Origin of the sequence: Leclercia sp. W6, from assembly GCF_003336345.1 — a bacterium.
In the GTDB taxonomy this organism is placed as follows: Bacteria; Pseudomonadota; Gammaproteobacteria; order Enterobacterales; family Enterobacteriaceae; genus Enterobacter.
In genome coordinates, this window is record NZ_CP031104.1 from 1,976,914 (window position 1) to 1,996,913 (window position 20,000).

Genomic DNA, 20,000 nt, shown 5'->3' on the forward strand with positions numbered 1-20,000 from the left:
AAATGTGCCGAAACGCTCAATAGTGTCCGCAGATGATTGCCACTGGCCATCTGTGCTACTCTACGCGCCATTTCCCTGGAATCGACAGAACAGAAAATTATGAGTGTACGTTTAGTGTTAGCCAAAGGGCGCGAGAAATCATTGCTGCGCCGCCATCCCTGGGTCTTCTCCGGTGCAGTTGCCCGTATGGAAGGCAAAGCCAGCCTCGGTGAAACCATCGATATTGTTGACCACCAGGGTAAATGGTTAGCGCGCGGCGCATACTCGCCTGCGTCTCAGATCCGGGCGCGCGTCTGGACGTTTGATAAAGATGAATCCATCGATATCGACTTCTTTGTCCGTCGTCTGCAGCAGGCACAGCAGTGGCGCGACTGGCTGGCAAAACGCGACGGGCTGGACAGCTACCGCCTGATCGCCGGTGAATCCGACGGTCTGCCAGGCGTGACCATCGACCGTTTTGGCAATTTCCTGGTGCTGCAGCTGCTAAGCGCGGGGGCAGAGTATCAGCGTGCGGCGTTAATCAGCGCGCTGCAGACGCTGTTCCCAGAGTGTGCCATTTACGATCGCAGCGACGTCGCGGTGCGTAAAAAAGAGGGCATGGAACTGACCCAGGGTCCGGTAACGGGCGAACTGCCCCCTGCCCTGCTGCCTATCGAAGAGCACGGCATGAAACTGCTGGTGGATATTCAGGGCGGCCACAAAACCGGTTACTACCTCGATCAGCGCGACAGCCGTCTGGCAACACGCCAGTACGTTGCCGACAAGCGCGTGCTGAACTGCTTCTCCTACACCGGCGGTTTTGCGGTGTCGGCGCTGATGGGCGGATGTCGTCAGGTGGTGAGCGTCGATACGTCCCAGGAAGCGCTGGACGTGGCGAAGCAGAACGTTGAGCTGAACAAGCTGGATCTGAGTAAAGCCGAATTTGTTCGCGATGATGTCTTTAAGCTGCTGCGCAAATACCGCGACCAGGGCGAGAAGTTTGACGTGATCGTCATGGATCCGCCGAAGTTCGTCGAAAATAAAAACCAGCTGATGGGTGCCTGCCGTGGGTATAAAGACATTAATATGCTCGCCATCCAGCTGCTTAATCCAGGCGGCGTGCTGCTGACCTTCTCCTGTTCCGGCCTGATGACCACCGAATTATTCCAGAAAATTATCGCGGATGCCGCTGTAGATGCTGGTCGTGATATACAATTTATAGAGCAGTTCCGTCAGGCGGCCGATCATCCGGTGATCGCTACCTATCCGGAAGGGCTGTATCTGAAAGGATTTGCCTGTCGCATCATGTAACTTGAAAAGTGGAATGTTGCCCACACCTATAGTGTAAGTAACGTTTCCCGGGAGGTGACTATGAATGCCAGCAAATTCGGTATCGGCCAGCAGGTCCGCCATTCCCTGTTAGGTTATCTGGGTGTGGTCGTGGATATCGACCCGGAATATTCTCTCGACGAGCCGTCAGCGGATGAGCTGGCGGTGAATGCAGAACTCCGCGCCGCGCCCTGGTACCACGTGGTTATGGAAGATGATGATGGCCAGGCCGTGCATACCTATCTTGCCGAAGCCCAGTTAAGTAGCGAACAGCAGGATGAACATCCTGAACAGCCATCGATGGATGAACTGGCGCAAACGATCCGTAAACAGTTGCAGGCGCCGCGCCTGCGTAACTAATGAAAACCCGGTAGCCTAAGGCTGACCGGGTTTTTTATTACTTCGCCATCCCGAGGCGTGGGATCTCAATCGCCGGACAGCGATCCATCACCACATTCAGGCCTGCGTCCCGTGCCAGCACCGCTGCCTGTTCGTTAATCACCCCGAGCTGTAACCACAACGTTTTCGCCCCGACTGCAATGGCTTCCTGCGCCACCCCCCAGGCCGCCTCAGAGTTGCGGAACACATCCACCATGTCGATTTTTTCCGGTACTTCCGCCAGGGTGCCGTACCCCTGCTGGCCCAGCAATGTTTTACCTGCCACTTTTGGTGATACCGGGATCACGTGGTAGCCCTGGTCGAGCAGGTATTTCATCACCCGATAACTCGGGCGATCGGGCTTATCACTCGCCCCCACCAACGCAATGGTTCGGGTGGTGGTAAGGATGTCAGCTATGTTGTTCTCTTTCATTTATCTCCTCCTGGCTCGTTCAAACCGGGTATCAACGCCGTTAAGCAACTTCTCATCCCATACGTCTGTATGAGGGCAAATTGCCGGGCCCTGTCTATATGTTAGTAAATATGATTAACGAAAAATTTTGATACATTATTCAAGACGCATGTCTTTTAAGAGGGCTCTCTATGAAAACCGGCATTGCCTGGAGTCTGTTTGCGCTGCTCATGCCGGTTTGCGTTTTCGCCACAACGCTGCGGCTCTCTACAGACATCGACCTGCTGGTACTTGATGGCAAAAAAGTCTCCAGTTCCCTGCTGCGTGGCGCCGATAGCATAGAGCTCGACAACGGTCCGCATCAGATTGTCTTTCGGGTAGAAAAAACCATTCGCCTTGGCAATCACGAGGAGCGCATCTATATCTCCCCTCCTCTGGTCGCCAGCTTTAACACCCAGCGGATCAGTCAGGTTAATTTTAGCCTTCCGCGGCTGGAAACAGAAAAAGAGTCACAACTTTTTGATAAATCACCGCAAATTGAGTTGCTGGATGGCGACGCGACCCCGATTCCGGTCAAGCTGGATATTCTGGCGATCACCAATACGCCGAACGGCGTCAATTACGAGTACGACACCGAGCGCTATAACAAAGCCGGGCAGAGCGCCTCGATACCGCAGTTTTCTACCACCATGGCCGATGACAGCACGCTCTTATCCGGCGTGTCTGAACTGGATATGCCGCCACCGCAATCCCAGAGCATGACGGAGCAGCGCCTGAAATACTGGTTTGCCCAGGCCGATCCCGAGACCCGAAGCCGTTTCCTGCAATGGGCGAAGCAACAACCCTCGTCCTGAGCCGCATTTTTTATCCCTTTCTCTTGCAGCGTCAGGTGCTTCCAGTAATCTGTAGCCAGTTAACTAACGGATAGAGACTATGGAACTCACAACCCGCACACTGCCGGAACGCAAACATATTGCCCTTGTCGCGCACGATCACTGCAAACAGATGCTGCTCAACTGGGTCCAGCGTCATAAATCCCTGCTGGGACAACATCAGCTTTCGGCCACCGGAACAACCGGCAACCTGATCCATCGGGAGACCGGGCTGCAGGTAAATGCCATGCTGAGCGGCCCTATGGGGGGCGATCAGCAGGTGGGCGCCCAGATTTCGGAAGGAAAGATTGATGTACTGATCTTCTTCTGGGACCCGCTCAATGCGGTACCGCACGATCCGGATGTAAAAGCCCTGCTGCGTCTGGCAACAGTATGGAATATTCCGGTCGCCACTAACCTGTCGACGGCGGACTTTATTATCGAATCCCCGCAGTTCAACTCGCCGGTGGAGATTCTGATCCCGGATTATCAGCGCTATCTGGCTGAACGTCTGAAGTAAATGTGTCCTGCCGGGTGGCGGCTTCGCCTTACCCGGCCTACGGTTTACGCACTACCGGCACGTCTATATTTTTCAATATCTCAACAAAACGTGACGGCTGCTCTTTATTAAACAGCAGCCAGACCCGATGGCGGGCGCGGGTCATCGCCACATATAACAATCGCCGCTCTTCGGCATCGGGAAAGTCTTCAGTCACAGGCAGCAGAGCCTGCTCCATGACCGATTCACGCGCAAGCGCCGGGAAACCGTCGCTCCCCTCCTGTAACCCCACGACGATGACATAGTCCGCCTGCTGCCCCTTGCTGGCGTGGATGGTCATAAAATCCAGCTGCAACTTTGGCCAGCGGGTCGCGGCTTTCTCCAGGCTGGCAGGCTTGAGATGCTGATAGCGCGCCAGCACCAGAATGCGCTCCTCCGGTCTGGCGTAACCGCTCAGCTTATCCAGCAGGGCATCGAGCTGATCGTCTGCCAGCAGCGTGACCGCTTTTTTGTCCCCAGCCGAGAGGCTGTTCAGCGGTTTTGCCAGCTGATGCGGGTTCTGCTGGATAAAGCGGTTGGCGATCTCACCGATCCGGTTATTGAAGCGGTAGGTGGTATCCAGATCGCAGCGATCGCCTTCGCCAAAGTAATGGTGAAACGCGGTTGTCAGCGACAGCTGCGCGCCACTGAAGCGATAGATCGCCTGCCAGTCATCCCCCACAGCGAACAGGGTGGTGTGCTTGTTCTGTGCCCGTAGCGCCGCCAGCAGTGCCGCACGCTGAGGGGAGATGTCCTGAAACTCATCCACCAGAATGTGTTTCCAGGGGCTGATAAAACGGCCTTTCTCCAGAATAACGATCGCCTGATGAATCAGGCCGGAAAAATCGACGGCGTTTTCTGCCTTCAGGGCAGCTTTCCACGCCTTAAGCAGGGGAGCCATTAACTTCACCCGCTTTGAAAACAGCGCCCGCACCTCTTCAGGGGCACCGGCAATCATCTCTGCCTGAGCGCCGCCGTGCATGCGCATCAGGCTCACCCAGCGATCGAGCCGGGGTGCCAGTCGGCGCGCCAGCTTCTCGTTTTGCCAGAAACTGCCCTCCGGCACATCCCAGTTCAGCTCCTCTTCCAGCCACTGGCGCCAGCCTTTGGCCTGCGCTTTTTTCTCGCTGCACTGCTGCTGCCAGGCATCGATAAATAGCTTCTGTCGCGCCGCGGTGTCGTTTTCAAGCTCGCTGACCACGGGCACTTTTTTACTCCCCTGCTGAATGATGTGCAGGGCCAGGGCGTGGAAGGTCCGGGCGGTAATGTCGCGGGTATGCAGCCGCGCCTCGATCCGCTCATCCATCTCCTGGGCCGCCTTACGGCCAAAGGCCAGGAGTAAAATCTGATCGGCAGAGGCTTCATTGCGGGTCAGTAGCCAGCCTGCCCGGGCCACCAGCACCGAGGTTTTGCCGCTACCGGCACCGGCCAGCACCAGCAGCGACGACTCGCCATTGACCACCGCCCGGGCCTGGGCCGGATTGAGGGGGGAAGACTCAATACCGGCAAAAAAGTCGGCATACTGGCTGAGCATGGCGTCGGTCCACGCCTGATTGTGCGCCAGCCTGCTCTGGTCAATGTCCTTCAGCCAGGCCTGACACTGACGCCAGGCTTCCCGGCAGTTATCAAACTCGTCGAGCCTTGAGACGGACAAAGGCAAGGCCTGTAACGCCTGGCGAATTTTTTGCTGCAGACCGAGCGTTTTTTCCCGCGTCAGCCAGCTGTTTTGCTCATTTGTTGCGGCAATGTCATTCAGCGCGTTTTGCAGGACCTGCGCCGCCACCTCACTCATTTCAGCACTCCACTGCTGCCAGAGCGTGTTCAGATGACGGTGAAAACGCTGGGTTTCCGCCCACTCGGTGCCATGCAGGCGGACCACTTTTTCATCGGGCAGAACAAATTCCAGCTCCCCCCAGACCAGGCCGCGCTTGCAGTGAATGGCCAATAGCTGATTGAAAGGGATGAGATATTCATGACGTTCGCCTGAGACCTTGACCCCGGCGTTGAGCAGAACGACTTTGTCGTACGGATGTTGTGCCAGGCGCTTGCCTAACGAGGTTGCTTTCAGTTCCATGTCCAGCCTGATCCACGACGTGAATAATTGCATAACAGTTTAACTGCCAGTTTTCAGGTGCTCCAGCGCAAAAAAACGTTACAATCATCAGGGCTTCACCATTCCGGTAAGAATTGAGGTTTTATGCGTACCGTTCTGAATATTTTGAATTTTGTGCTGGGTGGTTTTGTCACTACCCTCTCCTGGCTGCTGGCGACGCTGGTCAGCGTGGTGCTGATCTTCACCCTGCCGCTGACGCGCTCCTGCTGGGAAATCACCAAACTCTCGCTGGTGCCTTACGGTAACGAAGCGGTTCACGTGGATGAACTGGAGCCTGACAGTAAAAGTACGCTGATGAACACCGGCGGAACGCTGCTCAATATTCTGTGGCTGATCTTTTTCGGCTGGTGGCTGTGTGTAATGCATATTGCGGCGGGGATCGCCCAGTGCCTGACCCTGATTGGCATCCCCGTCGGGATCGCCAATTTCAAAATTGCCGCCATCGCTTTATGGCCGGTCGGACGCCGGGTTGTGCCGGTGGAAGTGGCCCGCGCCGCGCGGGAAGCCAACGCCCGCCGCCGTTTTCCGTAACAAGGACCTCGCGCGCACATGCTAAGCCCCCTGCTTCGCCGCTACACTCTGAACAGCGCCTGGCTCTACAATGCCCGGATCTTTATTGCCCTGTGTGGCAGTACCGCTCTGCCCTGGTGGCTGGGCGAAGTAAAGCTGACCATCCCGCTGACGCTGGGGGTGGTTGCCGGCGCGCTGGCCGACCTGGACGATCGTCTTACCGGTCGGCTGCGCAATCTGGTTATCACCCTGATCTGCTTTTTTATCGCCTCTGCATCGGTTGAGCTGCTCTTCCCGTGGCCGTGGTTTTTCGCGATTGGACTGACGCTCTCCACCAGCGTTTTTATCCTGTTGGGTGGGTTGGGCCAGCGCTACGCCACCATCGCCTTTGGCGCGCTGCTTATTGCCATCTATACCATGCTGGGGGTGTCGCTGTATGACCAGTGGTATCAACAGCCGGTGCTGCTGTTGCTGGGCGCGGTCTGGTATAACCTGCTGACGCTCGCCGGGCATCTTATTTTCCCCATTCGCCCGTTACAGGATAATCTTGCCCGCAGCTATGAGCAGCTGGCCCACTATCTGGAATTAAAGTCCCGGCTCTTCGATCCAGATATCGAAGATGACGGCCAGGCACCGCTGTACGATCTCGCCCTGGCGAACGGGCAACTGGTGACCACGCTAAACCAGACCAAAGCATCGTTACTCACCCGTTTACGCGGCGATCGTGGTCAGCGCGGCACCCGCCGAACCCTACACTATTACTTTGTGGCGCAGGATATCCACGAGCGCGCCAGCTCATCGCACATTCAGTACGCCGAACTGCGCGAAAAGTTTCGCTACAGCGACGTGATGTTCCGCTTCCAGCGCCTGTTGTCCATGCAGTCGCAAGCCTGCCAGCAGCTGTCGCGCTCCATTCTGCTGCGCACCCCTTATCAACACGATCCGCGATTTGAACGCGCATTTACCCACCTGGATGCGGCGCTCGACCGTGTTCAGGCCAGCGGCACCTCTGCTGAGCAGATGAAAGCGCTGGGGTTTCTGTTAAATAACTTACGCGCCATTGATGCCCAGCTCGCCACTATCGAATCTGAACAGGCGCTGGCAACACCCGGTAATGATGTGAATAACCAGCTTGCGGATGACAGCCTGCATGGGTTTAGCGATATCTGGCTGCGTTTAAGTCGTCATTTTTCCCCGGAATCGGCGCTGTTTCGCCATGCGGTGAGGATGTCGCTGGTGCTCTGTATTGGTTATGCTTTTATACAGATAACCGGGCTTAATCACGGCTACTGGATTTTGCTCACCAGCCTCTTTGTCTGTCAGCCCAACTACAACGCCACCCGTCATCGACTGGCGCTGCGTATTCTCGGCACCCTGGTTGGGGTCGCTGTCGGGTTACCCATCCTTTACTTTGTTCCTTCGCTGGAAGGTCAGCTGATCTTAATTGTGATCACCGGCGTGCTGTTTTTTGCGTTTCGTAATGTGCAATATGCCCACGCCACCATGTTTATCACTCTGCTGGTGCTGCTCTGCTTCAACCTGCTCGGGGAAGGCTTTGAGGTGGCCCTGCCGCGCGTCATTGATACGTTAATTGGCTGCGCCATTGCCTGGGCTGCGGTGAGTTTCATCTGGCCAGACTGGCGGTTCCGTAATCTGCCTCGGGTGCTGGATCAGGCGATGAATGCCAACTGCCGTTATCTGGATGCCATTCTTGAGCAGTATCATCAGGGGCGCGATAACCGTCTGGCGTACCGTATCGCCCGGCGTGACGCCTATAACCGCGACGCGGAGCTGGCGTCTGTGGTGTCGAATATGTCCACGGAGCCGCGGGCAACCGCAGAAACCCGTGAAGTCGCATTCCGTTTGCTGTGCCTGAACCATACTTTTACCAGCTATATCGCCGCGTTGGGCGCGCACCGCGAGCGGCTCACCAGCCCCGCAATCCTGGGATTGCTCGACGATGCGGTCTGCTACGTTGATGATGCACTTCATCAACGTCCGGCGGATGAGCCTCGTGTTCAGCAGGCATTAAGCGAACTGGCGCAACGCATTTCACATATTGAGCCGGGAGCCGAGAGCAAAGCGCCTCTGGTTCTGCAGCAAATTGGTCTGCTCATCGCGTTGCTGCCAGAAATTTGTCGCCTACAGCAGCACGTTAATCAGCTGCCGGAGTAAGGGGAGTCTCTACCGGCAGCTTTTTGTACCACTCCACAAGCTCCTGGCGTCTGCCTTCCGGGAGTGCAGCGACGTGCAGCCCGGTGATTGCCCCTTCCAGTGCAAACAGCACCTTATAACTGAGGTGCTTGTTCAGCGCTTTGATCTTCAGCCAGGACTGTTCCGCCCCCAGCGCGCGTAATGCCTCTTCGGTGGTGATGCCCGCTTCATAAAGCAGGATCTCCAGTTGAAAGGTGAGATTGGGTAAATCTTTCAGCCTTTCGCGCTTATAGCGTGCGCTGCGCTCCCGCCGCGCCGCTTCCAGCGCAAACGAGGAGAGCTGCAGAAGTTTTTCGCGATCCTGCCAGAGACCTTCATCAACGCGATAATAGTTCAACAACACAGGCCGCCCCCGCTTTACCAGCGACAGGAAAGTCGAGGCATGTTTTACACAGTAAGGTGCGCTCTCCTCACAGGCCCGCAGGTATAACTCCCCTTCCGACACCATGGCAAATACCGTGTCATCTACCGCCAGAGTGTAACCGCCAAACAGGGCGCGATAGTGCACCTCGCCGAGAGGAGACAGGTATTCTGCTGATTGATAGATCCGTTCATACGATAACTTTTTCATGATATTTCCCTTTTAAATCATGGAGTAATGGTGATTTCGTTTGTTAACGGATCCGTTAGCCAAAAAATAGGTAACTTATAATCGAACGGCAAGATGATTTTTCAATACGACTGAATTACAAACCAAATTTGCGAGGAGCTTTCCGAAAATGAGGTTGATCTTTAGTCGTACAGGGGTTACTGTATATCCATACAGTAACTACAGGGCTGGATTGATTATGTACTCTTCAGGCTATGCAAACCGTTCAACTACTTTCTCTTCAACCGCAGGTAAAAGCGCGCTGAATTCCACTGCGCCTGTTTCCACCGGGCTGATTAGTGAAGTGCTCTACCGTGAAGACCAGCCCATGATGACGCAGCTGTTATTGCTGCCCCTGTTACAGCAGCTTGGTCAGCAGTCTCGCTGGCAGCTGTGGCTTACGCCGCAGCAGAAATTGAGCCGGGAGTGGGTGCAGTCCGCCGGCTTGCCGCTCACAAAAGTGATGCAGATAAGTCAGATGGATCCATGCCATACTGTAGATTCAATGGTGAGGGCGTTGCGTACCGGGAATTACAGCGTCGTGATCGGCTGGTTTACGCACGAGTTGACGGAAACGGAACAACATCGTCTGGCTGAAGCCGCCGAAGAAGGTAATGCGCTCGGCTTCATAATGCGTCCCATTCGAATGAATGCTCTGGGCAACGGACACCTTTCTGGGCTAAAAATTCACTCCAATTTGTATCATTAAGTAAAAATAAGAGTATTCCTGGAATTTTTTTTGCGCCCTCTGTACACCGTTGGTTCTCTATATATAAAGCCGCGAAAAGTCTTGTCTGCCGCGGCTTTCTTCATTTTAGCACGCCTTAAATTGCGCAATAAATGTTAAATATTGTGTATACAAAACTTTTTTTTTCATATGCCTGACAGAGTTCACACTTGTAAGTTTTCAGGTACGTTGTAGACTTTACATCGCCAGGGGTGCTCGGCCTAAGCCGAAGATATCGGTAGGTTTACTCTTTGTCCCCGCCCCCCGGTGAAGGATTTAACCGTGACTCTCATTGAGATTCTCATGGCGATTTTTGGATGATAACGAGGCGCAAAAAATGAAAAAGACAGCTATCGCGATTGCAGTGGCACTGGCTGGTTTCGCTACCGTAGCGCAGGCCGCTCCGAAAGATAATACCTGGTACGCTGGTGCTAAACTGGGCTGGTCTCAGTTCCATGACACTGGTTGGTATGACAGTGCAAACAACAATAATGGCCCAACTCATGAAAGCCAGCTGGGCGCAGGCGCGTTCGGTGGTTATCAGGTTAACCCGTACGTTGGCTTCGAAATGGGTTACGACTGGCTGGGCCGTATGCCTTACAAAGGCGACGATATTAACGGCGCATTCAAAGCTCAGGGCGTTCAGCTGACTGCTAAACTGGGCTACCCAGTAAATGACGCTGTAGACATCTACACCCGTCTGGGCGGTATGGTATGGCGTGCAGACTCCAGCAACAGCCGCGCTGGCGACGACCATGACACCGGCGTATCCCCAGTATTCGCTGGTGGCGTTGAGTGGGCTATGACCCGTGACGTTGCTACCCGTCTGGAATACCAGTGGGTTAACAACATCGGCGACGGCAACACCGTTGGTGTTCGTCCAGACAACGGCATGCTGAGCGTGGGTGTTTCCTACCGTTTCGGCCAGCAGGAAGAAGCAGCGCCAATCGTTGCTCCAGCTCCAGCTCCAGCTCCAGAAGTACAGACCAAGCACTTTACTCTGAAGTCTGACGTTCTGTTCAACTTCAACAAAGCAACCCTGAAACCAGAAGGTCAGCAGGCACTGGATCAGCTGTACACCCAGCTGAGCAACCTGGATCCTAAAGATGGTTCCGTAGTGGTTCTGGGCTTCACCGACCGTATCGGTTCTGACGCTTACAACCAGGGTCTGTCTGAGAAACGTGCTCAGTCCGTTGTTGATTACCTGATCTCTAAAGGTATCCCGGCTAACAAGATCTCCCCACGTGGTATGGGCGAATCTAACCCAGTTACCGGTTCTACCTGTGACAACGTGAAAGCTCGCGCTGCACTGATCGACTGCCTGGCTCCAGATCGTCGCGTAGAGATCGAAGTTAAAGGCATCAAAGACGTTGTAACTCAGCCAGCGGCATAAGTTATCGTCTTACAAAAAACCCCGCCATGGTGCGGGGTTTTTTATTACCTGAAGTAAAGTAAAACGCTACTTTTTACCGGCCAGCAGCGCCTGAAGATCGGTTTTCAGGGTCGACATCTGACTGGCGTACTTCTCTTTATGTTCCGCATCTTCAATCAGCTGCACGATGGTTTCTGACAAGGTTTTCCCACGTCTCTGGGCAAGCCCGGCCAGACGCTGCCAGACCATAAACTCCAGATCGATCGACTTTTTACGGGTGTGCTGGTGCTCAGCATTAAAGTGCCGTTTGCGCCGCGCACGGATAGTCTGCTTCATTCGGTTCAGTAAGGCGGGATTAATATGCTTTTCAATCCAGCCATTGACCAGAATGGGTTCATTTTCGAGGGTCAGCAATAAATCTACAGCTTCTTTTGCGGCACTGGCTTCGAGGTAGCAGGTGATCAACTCCCCTTCACGGTGTTTTTTGACCAGATACTTCCATTTCCAGCCGCTTTCGAGATTTTCCAGTTGTTGATATTTCATTGCGATCTCAGTGTGACCGTGTAACTGTGTTCAGAATATCAGTTTTTTAGCAATCTGCTGAAAAGAAATCATATCCTGTGACACGCGGTGACGCATTCCTGCCCGGAAACCCCCATTCCCTCATGTGCAGAGCCTGCGCCTTACGGTATACTCCATCGTTTTACTTCTGACTAAAAAACATCAACTTTGACCATTACGAAACTTGCATGGCGTGACCTTGTTCCGGATACCGACAGTTATCAGGAACTGTTTGCACAGCCAGATCTCGCGAAAGAAGACGAATACATCCTCAGCGACACTCAGCCCCGTTTGCATTACGCGCTGGAGCAGGTGTTAAGCCCATGGGCCACCTCGCCATTCATGTTGTTGAAAGCGCCAGACGAAGCGGAGTATCTGAATCTTCTGGCAGATGCCATGCGGCAGCTGCAGCCAGAAGCCGGAACGGTCTTTGGTGGTGAGTACCGCATCGATGGGCATACCGTTACCTTTGAACCCGCCACCGTACCCGATGGTCGTTTTGCAGTCACCGGCAACATCGTCCAGGCGGGCTGGACAGAAGCAGAACAGCTGTTTGGCTGTCTGCGCCAGTTTAACGGTGAACTTACCCTGCATCCCGGTCTGGTCCATCAGGCAAACGGCGGCGTGTTGCTTATCTCCCTGCGCACGCTGCTTGCTCAGCCACTTCTGTGGATGCGCCTGAAAAACAGCGTTAGCCAGCAGCACTTCGACTGGGTGGCCTACGACGAGTCGCGCCCTCTTCCTGTCGCTGTGCCCTCTATGCCGCTCACCCTGAAAGTGGTGCTCATCGGCGATCGCGAAGCGCTGGCGGATTTCCAGGAGATGGAACCCGAACTGGCCGACCAGGTGGTCTACAGCGAATTTGAAGAGAGCACCCAGATTGCCGATGCCGAAGATATGCAGCAATGGCTGCAGTGGGTTTACGCCGTCTGCCAGCGTGCGCAGCTGCCAACGCCAGCAGCCGATGCCTGGCCGGTGCTGATCCGCGAAGCGGTCCGCTATACCGGCGATCAGGAGACACTGCCGCTTTGTCCTCTCTGGCTTGGCAAACAGCTGCGTGAAGCCGCAGCCATGACCGAAGAGGATACGGTCACCGGCGAACAGCTCTCCCAGATGCTGGTGCAGCGCGAATGGCGTGAAGGCTATCTTGCCGATCGCATGCAGGATGAGATCCTGCTTGAGCAGATCCTGGTTGAAACCGAAGGCGAACGCGTCGGGCAGATCAACGCTCTGTCGGTAATTGAATTCCCTGGCCACCCGCGCGCCTTTGGCGAGCCGTCGCGTATCAGCTGCGTCGTGCATATCGGCGACGGTGAGTTTATCGATGTCGAACGCAAAGCCGAGCTGGGCGGGAATATTCACGCCAAGGGCATGATGATCATGCAGGCCTTCCTGATGTCGGAACTGCAACTCGAGCAGCAGATCCCCTTCACCGCCTCGCTGACTTTCGAACAGTCCTACAGCGAAGTGGATGGCGACAGCGCCTCAATGGCAGAGCTGTGCGCGCTCATCAGCGCCCTGGCCGATGTGCCGGTGAATCAGAGCATTGCCATTACCGGTTCCGTGGACCAGTTTGGTCGCGCGCAGCCGGTCGGCGGTCTGAATGAGAAGATCGAAGGCTTCTTTACCGTCTGCCAGCAGCGTGGGCTGAGCGGTAAACAGGGTGTGATCATTCCTCTGCCGAACGTGCGTCATCTCAGCCTCAGTCAGGAACTGCTGAAGGCGGTAGAAGAGGAACAATTCAGCCTCTGGGCCATCGAAGACATTACAGATGCGCTACCCTTACTGACAAACCTGGAGTGGGACGCCGAGGGGCAAACCACGTTGATGCAGACTATCCAGGAACGTATTGCGCAGGCAACGCAACAGGAAGCGCGCCACCGTTATCCCTGGCCGTTACGCTGGTTGAACTGGTTCACACCAAACTGATCGGACTTGTTCAGCGTACACGTGTTAGCTATCCTGCGTCCTTCACTAAAATAAGGCATACTGAGAACATGGTAGATAAACGCGAATCCTATACAAAAGAAGATCTTCTTGCCTCTGGTCGCGGTGAACTGTTTGGCGCGAAAGGCCCGCAGTTACCGGCCCCGAACATGCTGATGATGGACCGTGTCGTGAAGATGACGGAAACCGGCGGCAACTTCGATAAGGGTTACGTAGAAGCAGAGCTCGATATCAATCCGGACCTGTGGTTCTTTGGTTGCCACTTTATTGGCGATCCGGTGATGCCAGGCTGCCTGGGTCTGGACGCGATGTGGCAGCTGGTTGGCTTCTACCTCGGCTGGCTGGGTGGCGAAGGTAAAGGCCGCGCGCTGGGCGTGGGTGAAGTGAAATTCACTGGTCAGGTTCTGCCGACCGCGAAAAAAGTTACCTACCGTATTCACTTCAAACGCATTGTTAACCGTCGCCTGATTATGGGCCTGGCGGATGGCGAAGTGCTGGTCGACGGTCGTCTGATCTATACCGCGAACGACCTGAAAGTGGGTCTGTTCCAGGACACCTCCGCATTCTGATTGTTGCTTTTACCAGAGCATATAAAGGCGAAACCTCCGCAGTGCGGAGGTTTCTTTTTAAAGAGACGTTATCAAGCAAGTACTGCCCTGTCTCCGATGGCTTCTCGCCAGCCCCCTAACCATTGTGACCTCTGATTCAAGGTCTGATAGGGACACATTTCTTTTGAACGTCCGGCGATGCCAGCCTGATAACCACGTTGATGAGCCCTTTCAAGGCGATCTCGTTTCTGTCTCTTCATGCCTCGTTTCCCTCATTATTTGATCTGGTGGAAAAGAAAACAGTGATTACAAAATGTGCAATCACAGATAACGAATACCCTGATTACCGCCGAGCGTCAATGCGCAAAATTCACGCCAGTGTCATAAATGTGAGCTACACAAAAGTTCATTTGTACAAAAATTGTGACACGGCACAAGTAACCGCCTGAGGGACAAACGAAAAAAAAGCCGCAATTAGCATCAAGCTAAGTGCGGCCCCGTGCGATGAATTTTACTTATGGCAGTCGGGAGATCTCTCTCGCAATGCTGGCAGACTCCTGCGCCCAGCCCTGGGCCAGCACTTTTACCATCTCATCGTAACCATCTTTTCGCTGGATCAGCTCCAGATGGAAAGGTCGTTTGATCAGCTGACCCTGATGGTTCAGCAGCCACTCCCCGCTGACGATCACCCTGCCATCATAGCGCCCGTGGAAGTTGGTCACGTTGACGTTGAGCGTATCCTGGTCGCTACCCAGCGGCTGCGAGGCAACCACCCATCCCGGCAGTTGGCTGCCAAGGTTAGCGACCAGCGTGTTGCGCAGCTGCTGATCCAGCGGGCTGGCCCACAGGTTGTTGTTAGCGATGACATACTGCACATCGCTGGTCTGATAAACCACGCCATTTCCGGCGAGGTAATCCGGCACTGCCACCTGCTCTACCCACAGCAGGCGGTTCCCCTGGCTGGCCGTCGTTTGCCCGCCCACCTGCGCTGCCAGCGGCAGCTGATAATAGCTCTTGTTCTCTGATGAGCTACAGGCGGTCAGGAGCGCCACTGCGGTGATGATTAGCCATTTTTTCATTATTTAGCCCCCTTCGGCTCAGGGTCCTTTTTGTCTTTTGCTTCGAATACCAGCGCATTGCTCTTCGTATTCAGCGTTTTCAGTACCGGCTGGAGCTCACGCAGAACCTGATCGAGGCGCTGCATATCCGCCACCATCTTGTTATATGCAGCGGAGCCCGGCTGGAAGCCCTGCATACTGCGGTTCAGTTCACGCAGCGTCTTCTGCATGTCCTGCGGCAGCTGCTGCATCGACTGGCTGGCGGTCAGCTTGTTCAGATTATCCAGCGTGGCCTGCAGTCGGCGCATCGTCGCCTGGCTTTCACTAAGCGTGTTGGTAGCCTGCTGAATCATTGGATTGAGCGGCAGGTTATTGATCTTATCCAGCGTTTCCATCAGACGCTGTTGGATCTGCGCCAGGCCACCGCTGACGGTCGGGATAATTTTATATCCGCCAAACTCGCGGATCTCTTTTAACGGCGGCTCTTTCGGGAAGAAGTCCATATCCACATACAGCGCCCCGGTCACCAGATTACCGGTTTTGAGCGAGCCGCGCAGGCCGCGCTTCATTAGCCCGTCGATATGCTGAGCAATGTCCGGCGTATCGCCAACCTGATTGATCAGACGCTCCGGCTCGATGCGGATCAGCACCGGAATACGGTAGTCATCATCCAGCACCTGGCGCATACCCGGCGCAAAGAACGGCACCTTACCGACGGTTCCGAGACGGATGCCACGGAATTCAACCGGCGCGCCCGGCTGCAGGCCGCGGACAGAATCTTTGAAGAACATCAGGTAGTCGATATGGTCGGTATAGAGCGAATCCTGAATGCTTCTCTGGTCGTCATAGAGTTTGAACGCCGTGTGCTGCGCCACCGGCTGGCCCTGATCCAGCCCTTCCGGCACGTCAAAGCTTACCCCGCCGCCGAAGAGCGTAGAGAGTGAGCCCATTTCGACGCGCATACCGGCTGAGGTTAAGTCCACGGCGATACCGCTGTCTTTCCAGAAGCGAACGTTGCCGGTCACCAGGCGATCGTTAGGCGCATTGATAAACAGCTGGTAACTGATGGTGCGTTTTTGGGTGTCAAACGTGCTGGTTTCAACGGAACCCACGCGATAACCGCGGAACAATACCGGATCGCCCGGACTCAGCTGGCCCGCTTTTTTACTGTCGAGGATAACGCGGATCCCCTTCGCATCGGGTGGCGCCAGCGGCGGTGAGTCCAGCAGTTGATATTCCGCTGGCTGGACGCCCTTTTTGCCCGGTTGCAGTTCAATATATGCCCCGGATAACAACGTGCCGAGACCGCTGATGCCTTCACGGCCTACCTGCGGTTTCACCACCCAGAACACCGAGTCGCCGTGTAGCAGCTTCTCCATGCCAGCATTAAGGCGGGCTTTGATCTCTACGTGTGTCAGATCGTCAGTCAGGGTGGCGCTTTCAACGACCCCCACATCCACGCTGCGGCTTTTGATGGTGGTTTTACCACCCTCAATCCCCTCGGCGTTGGTGGTGATTAACGTCACTTCCGGACCCTGATGGCTGTAATGATAAAACAGGATCCAGGCACCGATCAGGGCAGTCACGATGGGGAAAATCCACACCGGCGACCAGTTTCTGACCTTCTGCACTTTCGCCTCTCCGCTTCTCTTTTCCATGCTTTTATTCATCCTCATGGCTCGACGATGACTCACGATCCCAGGATAACCGTGGGTCGAAAGTCATGGCCGCAAACATGGTCATAATCACGACCAATGCAAACATCACCGCTCCGATGGCGGGATAGATACTCATTAATCCGCCTATACGCACCAGCGCAGAGAGGACGGCAATAACAAAGACGTCAATCATTGACCAGCGCCCGACAAACTCCACGACTTCATAGATCAGATGCATCCGCTCGCTGTCACGCTTGCCGTGTCCTTTGGCATCCCAGCAGAGCCAGGCAATCGCAATCATTTTGAGCGTGGGAACCATAATACTGGCGATAAAGATCACCAGCGCAACCGGATAAGAGCCTTCACTCCATAGCAGTACAACCCCGGCCATGATGGTCGATGGCATTCTATCGCCCAGCAGGTCGGTAATCATAATCGGCAGAATATTGGCCGGGAGATAGAGGATCATGGACGTAATAAGCAGCGCCATGGTCCACTGAAGACTGTTTTTACGCCGCACATGCCCTTTTGTTGCGCAACGCGGGCAGACATACTGGTCGGCAGGGAGGATCGCTGTGCAGCAGGCGCATAAGCGCAAATTTTGATTGATTCCCGGCACGCCGGGTTGCAGCGTTTGCGGCAACGCGGGCGCAGGGGCGATATCGTCCCATGCCCAACGGCGATCCACGCACTGAAACGCGCGTAGTTGCAGGATACAGAACAGGCACCAGGGAATAAAGCTGCTGCCAATGCCGATATCGCCGTAGGCCATCAGCTTAACAAAGCTCACCAGAATACCGGCTAAGAAAATCTCCGCCATCCCCCAGCTTTTCAACTGGAACAGGATCCGCGCCAGCCTGATCTTCAGTGCCCCGGGCATATGCGCCCGGTTCACGAGCAGTAAGATAACCACCAGGCAAAACGCCGGTACGATCTGGACGAAAAGTAAAAAGAATGTTCCCAGACTGGCGTAATTCTCTGAGAACATCACGCGGGGTATCTCCAGCAAATGGACTTCGCTGGTGATGCCCCCCACCTTCATATTAATAAAGGGGAAAAGATTGGAGAGAAAGAGCATAAACAACGCAGCAATGGCATAAGCAGTAGGACGCTGCCGCGGCGCGTCCCACTCTGTTGTCAGCGTTGTCCCGCAGCGCGGGCATGCCGCTTTGTGGCCATGCTCGAGCACGGGAAGCGCCACGAGCATATCGCACTGTGAGCATAAAATATGCCGGTCGGCATGGTGATGTTCACACATACTGGCTCCATGTTTAACTTATGCGCCGTTTTTCAGAGCCTCAAGATATTCCCAGCGTTCAAATGCCTCTTCCAGCGCCTGTTCAGCCTGGGCCATATCGGCCAGAACTTTTTGAGTATAGTCATGCGGCTGGCTGAAGAATGACGCGTCTGCCACCTGAGCCTGCAAACTTTCCAGACTGGCTTCGAGCTCTTCCAGACGCTGCGGCAAGCCTTCCAGTTCGCGCTGAAGGTTATAGCTTAATTTGGCCGTGGTGCGTTTGCTATTTTCTGCTTTTGGAACAGCAACTTCCGCTTCCACCTTCACTTTTGACTGTTTTGTCGCCTGCGATTGCGCCTGCTGCCCACGGGCATCGTGATAACCGCCCACATACTGGCCAATTCGGCCCTGGCCTTCGAAGATCCAGCATTCGGTAACGGTGTTATCCACGAACTGACGATCGTGGCTGACCAGCATCACAGTTCCCTGATAACTATCAATCAGTTCTTCCAGAAGTTCCAGCGTTTCAACGTCAAGATCGTTGGTCGGTTCGTCAAGAATAAGCAGGTTGCTGGGTTTCAGGAACAGACGCGCCAGTAACAGGCGGTTACGCTCCCCACCAGAGAGTGCACGCACCGGGGTCATCGCCCGTTTTGGATGGAACAGGAAGTCCTGCAGATAGCCCAGCACGTGGCGCGGCTTACCGTTTACCATCACTTCCTGCTTGCCTTCGGCGAGGTTGTCCATCACCGTTTTATCCGGATCCAGCTCCGCGCGGTGCTGGTCGAAGTACGCCACTTCGAGCTTGGTACCGCAGTGGATGCGGCCGCTGTCGGCCTTAAGTTGATCCAGCATCAGCTTCAGCAGCGTGGTCTTACCGCAGCCGTTCGGGCCGATAAGGGCGATTTTGTCGCCGCGCTGTACCTGGGCGGAGAAGTCCTTCACCAGCACCTTGCCGTCGACCTGGTAGTTGACGTTTTCCATCTCAAAGACGATTTTGCCTGAACGGCTCGCCTCTTCGACCTGCATCTTCGCGCTGCCCATCACCTCGCGGCGTTCGCTGCGCTCGCGGCGCATCGCTTTCAGGGCACGGACGCGGCCTTCGTTACGGGTACGACGCGCTTTAATGCCCTGACGGATCCACACCTCTTCCTGCGCCAGCTTGCGGTCGAACTCTGCGTTTTGCAGCTCCTCTACCCGCAGGTTTTCCTCTTTTTCCAGCAGATAGGTATCGTAATCGCCAGGATAGGTCACCAGCTTGCCGCGATCGAGATCGACAATACGGGTCGCCATATTGCGAATGAACGAACGGTCATGAGAGATAAAGATAATGGTGCCGTTGAAGGTTTTCAGGAACCCTTCCAGCCAATCAATGGTTTCGATATCCAGGTGGTTGGTCGGCTCATCAAGCAGCAGCACTTTCGGCCCGCTGACCAGCGCCCGGCCCAGCGCCGCCTTACGCAGCCAGCCGCCAGAAAGCGAGGCCAGCGGCATGTCCGCTTCCAGACCTAACTGCGCCAGCACTTCGTTGATACGGTTTTCCAGCTGCCACAGGCCATGATGATCCAGCAGCTCCTGCAGGCGCGCCATCTCATTCAGGTTTTTGGTGCTGGGGTCGGTCATCACCAGATGCGAGATCTCGTGGTAGCGCTTCAGGTATTCGGCCTGCTCTTCGATGCCTTCGGCAACAAAATCGTAGACGCTGCCCTGAACGTTGCGCGGCGGGTCCTGTTGCAGACGTGCCACAACCAGATCCTGTTCGTAAATAATGCGCCCGTCATCCAGTCCCTGCTCGCGGTTGAGGATCTTCATCAGCGTCGATTTTCCGGCGCCATTACGCCCCACCAGACAGACACGTTCGTTATCTTCGATATGCAGCTCAGCATTATCGAGAAGCGGCGCGTCGCTGAACGACAGCCACGCCCCATGCATACTAATTAATGACATTTACTTTTCCT

Annotated in this window: 19 protein-coding genes; 10 read left to right on the plus strand and 9 right to left on the minus strand. The window is 55.0% G+C overall.

What is annotated here, in order from left to right:
* Positions 1–99: 99 nt before the first annotated feature.
* A complete protein-coding gene (gene rlmI / locus DVA43_RS09805) occupies positions 100–1,290 on the plus strand; it encodes a 23S rRNA (cytosine(1962)-C(5))-methyltransferase RlmI (protein ID WP_114315417.1) in 1,191 nt (396 codons plus the stop codon).
* Positions 1,291–1,350: 60 nt separating this feature from the next.
* Positions 1,351–1,668 (plus strand): heat shock protein HspQ, encoded by a 318-nt coding sequence (gene hspQ / locus DVA43_RS09810; protein WP_103823342.1) that lies wholly within the window; start codon positions 1,351–1,353, stop codon positions 1,666–1,668.
* Positions 1,669–1,705: 37 nt separating this feature from the next.
* Here the strand turns inward: hspQ and DVA43_RS09815 are convergent, their stop codons facing one another.
* The gene (locus tag DVA43_RS09815; RefSeq protein WP_103178964.1) at positions 1,706–2,119 is read right to left on the minus strand and encodes a CoA-binding protein; all 414 of its coding nucleotides are present in this window, start codon (positions 2,117–2,119) and stop codon (positions 1,706–1,708) included.
* A gap of 170 nt (positions 2,120–2,289) precedes the next feature.
* On the opposite strand from DVA43_RS09815, the gene DVA43_RS09820 reads away from it, so the two are divergent.
* Both DVA43_RS09820 and mgsA read left to right on the plus strand, forming a co-directional pair.
* Entirely contained in the window at positions 2,290–2,952 is a 663-nt protein-coding gene (locus tag DVA43_RS09820) for a DUF2057 family protein (protein WP_103178963.1), read from the plus strand.
* 79 nt (positions 2,953–3,031) lie between these two features.
* The gene (gene mgsA, locus DVA43_RS09825; protein WP_103178962.1) at positions 3,032–3,490 is read left to right on the plus strand and encodes a methylglyoxal synthase; all 459 of its coding nucleotides are present in this window, start codon (positions 3,032–3,034) and stop codon (positions 3,488–3,490) included.
* A 37-nt stretch (positions 3,491–3,527) separates the two neighbouring features.
* On the opposite strand, the gene helD is transcribed toward mgsA, so the two are convergent.
* On the minus strand, positions 3,528–5,582 hold the full coding sequence (gene helD, locus DVA43_RS09830) for a DNA helicase IV (RefSeq protein WP_114315418.1): 2,055 nt from the start codon (positions 5,580–5,582) through the stop codon (positions 3,528–3,530).
* 123 nt (positions 5,583–5,705) lie between these two features.
* On the opposite strand from helD, the gene DVA43_RS09835 reads away from it, so the two are divergent.
* Positions 5,706–6,152: a YccF domain-containing protein gene (locus DVA43_RS09835; RefSeq protein ID WP_103178960.1), complete on the plus strand. Its 447-nt coding sequence runs from the start codon at positions 5,706–5,708 to the stop codon at positions 6,150–6,152.
* Between the two features lie 18 nt (positions 6,153–6,170).
* On the plus strand, positions 6,171–8,306 hold the full coding sequence (yccS, locus tag DVA43_RS09840) for a YccS family putative transporter (protein WP_114315419.1): 2,136 nt from the start codon (positions 6,171–6,173) through the stop codon (positions 8,304–8,306).
* Here yccS and DVA43_RS09845 read toward each other — a convergent pair.
* Complete coding sequence (locus DVA43_RS09845) at positions 8,287–8,916, minus strand: TfoX/Sxy family DNA transformation protein (protein WP_114315420.1); 630 nt, start codon at positions 8,914–8,916, stop codon at positions 8,287–8,289. The two genes, yccS and DVA43_RS09845, sit on opposite strands and share 20 nt — an antisense overlap.
* A gap of 217 nt (positions 8,917–9,133) precedes the next feature.
* On the opposite strand from DVA43_RS09845, the gene sulA reads away from it, so the two are divergent.
* The gene (gene sulA / locus DVA43_RS09850; protein ID WP_103178957.1) at positions 9,134–9,643 is read left to right on the plus strand and encodes an SOS-induced cell division inhibitor SulA; all 510 of its coding nucleotides are present in this window, start codon (positions 9,134–9,136) and stop codon (positions 9,641–9,643) included.
* Between the two features lie 355 nt (positions 9,644–9,998).
* Complete coding sequence (ompA, locus tag DVA43_RS09855) at positions 9,999–11,054, plus strand: porin OmpA (RefSeq protein ID WP_114317116.1); 1,056 nt, start codon at positions 9,999–10,001, stop codon at positions 11,052–11,054.
* A 66-nt stretch (positions 11,055–11,120) separates the two neighbouring features.
* Here the strand turns inward: ompA and matP are convergent, their stop codons facing one another.
* Positions 11,121–11,576 (minus strand): macrodomain Ter protein MatP, encoded by a 456-nt coding sequence (gene matP / locus DVA43_RS09860; protein ID WP_103178956.1) that lies wholly within the window; start codon positions 11,574–11,576, stop codon positions 11,121–11,123.
* A 186-nt stretch (positions 11,577–11,762) separates the two neighbouring features.
* Between matP and DVA43_RS09865 the strand changes: the two genes are divergently transcribed.
* Entirely contained in the window at positions 11,763–13,523 is a 1,761-nt protein-coding gene (locus DVA43_RS09865; protein WP_114315421.1) for a Lon protease family protein, read from the plus strand.
* 68 nt (positions 13,524–13,591) lie between these two features.
* Entirely contained in the window at positions 13,592–14,110 is a 519-nt protein-coding gene (gene fabA, locus DVA43_RS09870; protein ID WP_000227926.1) for a bifunctional 3-hydroxydecanoyl-ACP dehydratase/trans-2-decenoyl-ACP isomerase, read from the plus strand.
* Between the two features lie 71 nt (positions 14,111–14,181).
* Here the strand turns inward: fabA and rmf are convergent, their stop codons facing one another.
* From rmf to DVA43_RS09900, 5 genes are all read right to left on the minus strand, one after another.
* Positions 14,182–14,349, minus strand: coding sequence for a ribosome modulation factor (rmf, locus tag DVA43_RS09875; RefSeq protein ID WP_010429337.1), 168 nt, complete (start codon positions 14,347–14,349; stop codon positions 14,182–14,184).
* Between the two features lie 255 nt (positions 14,350–14,604).
* Positions 14,605–15,168 carry a membrane integrity-associated transporter subunit PqiC gene (gene pqiC, locus DVA43_RS09885; RefSeq protein WP_114315422.1) on the minus strand — a complete coding sequence of 188 codons (564 nt, stop codon included), beginning with the start codon at positions 15,166–15,168 and terminating at the stop codon, positions 14,605–14,607.
* Positions 15,168–16,805 (minus strand): intermembrane transport protein PqiB, encoded by a 1,638-nt coding sequence (gene pqiB, locus DVA43_RS09890; protein ID WP_114317118.1) that lies wholly within the window; start codon positions 16,803–16,805, stop codon positions 15,168–15,170. The genes pqiC and pqiB overlap by 1 nt, the downstream gene beginning before the upstream one ends.
* Positions 16,806–16,809: 4 nt before the next feature.
* Complete coding sequence (gene pqiA / locus DVA43_RS09895) at positions 16,810–18,063, minus strand: membrane integrity-associated transporter subunit PqiA (protein WP_114315423.1); 1,254 nt, start codon at positions 18,061–18,063, stop codon at positions 16,810–16,812.
* 18 nt (positions 18,064–18,081) lie between these two features.
* Positions 18,082–19,989 carry an ABC transporter ATP-binding protein gene (locus tag DVA43_RS09900; RefSeq protein WP_114315424.1) on the minus strand — a complete coding sequence of 636 codons (1,908 nt, stop codon included), beginning with the start codon at positions 19,987–19,989 and terminating at the stop codon, positions 18,082–18,084.
* Positions 19,990–20,000: the final 11 nt, after the last annotated feature.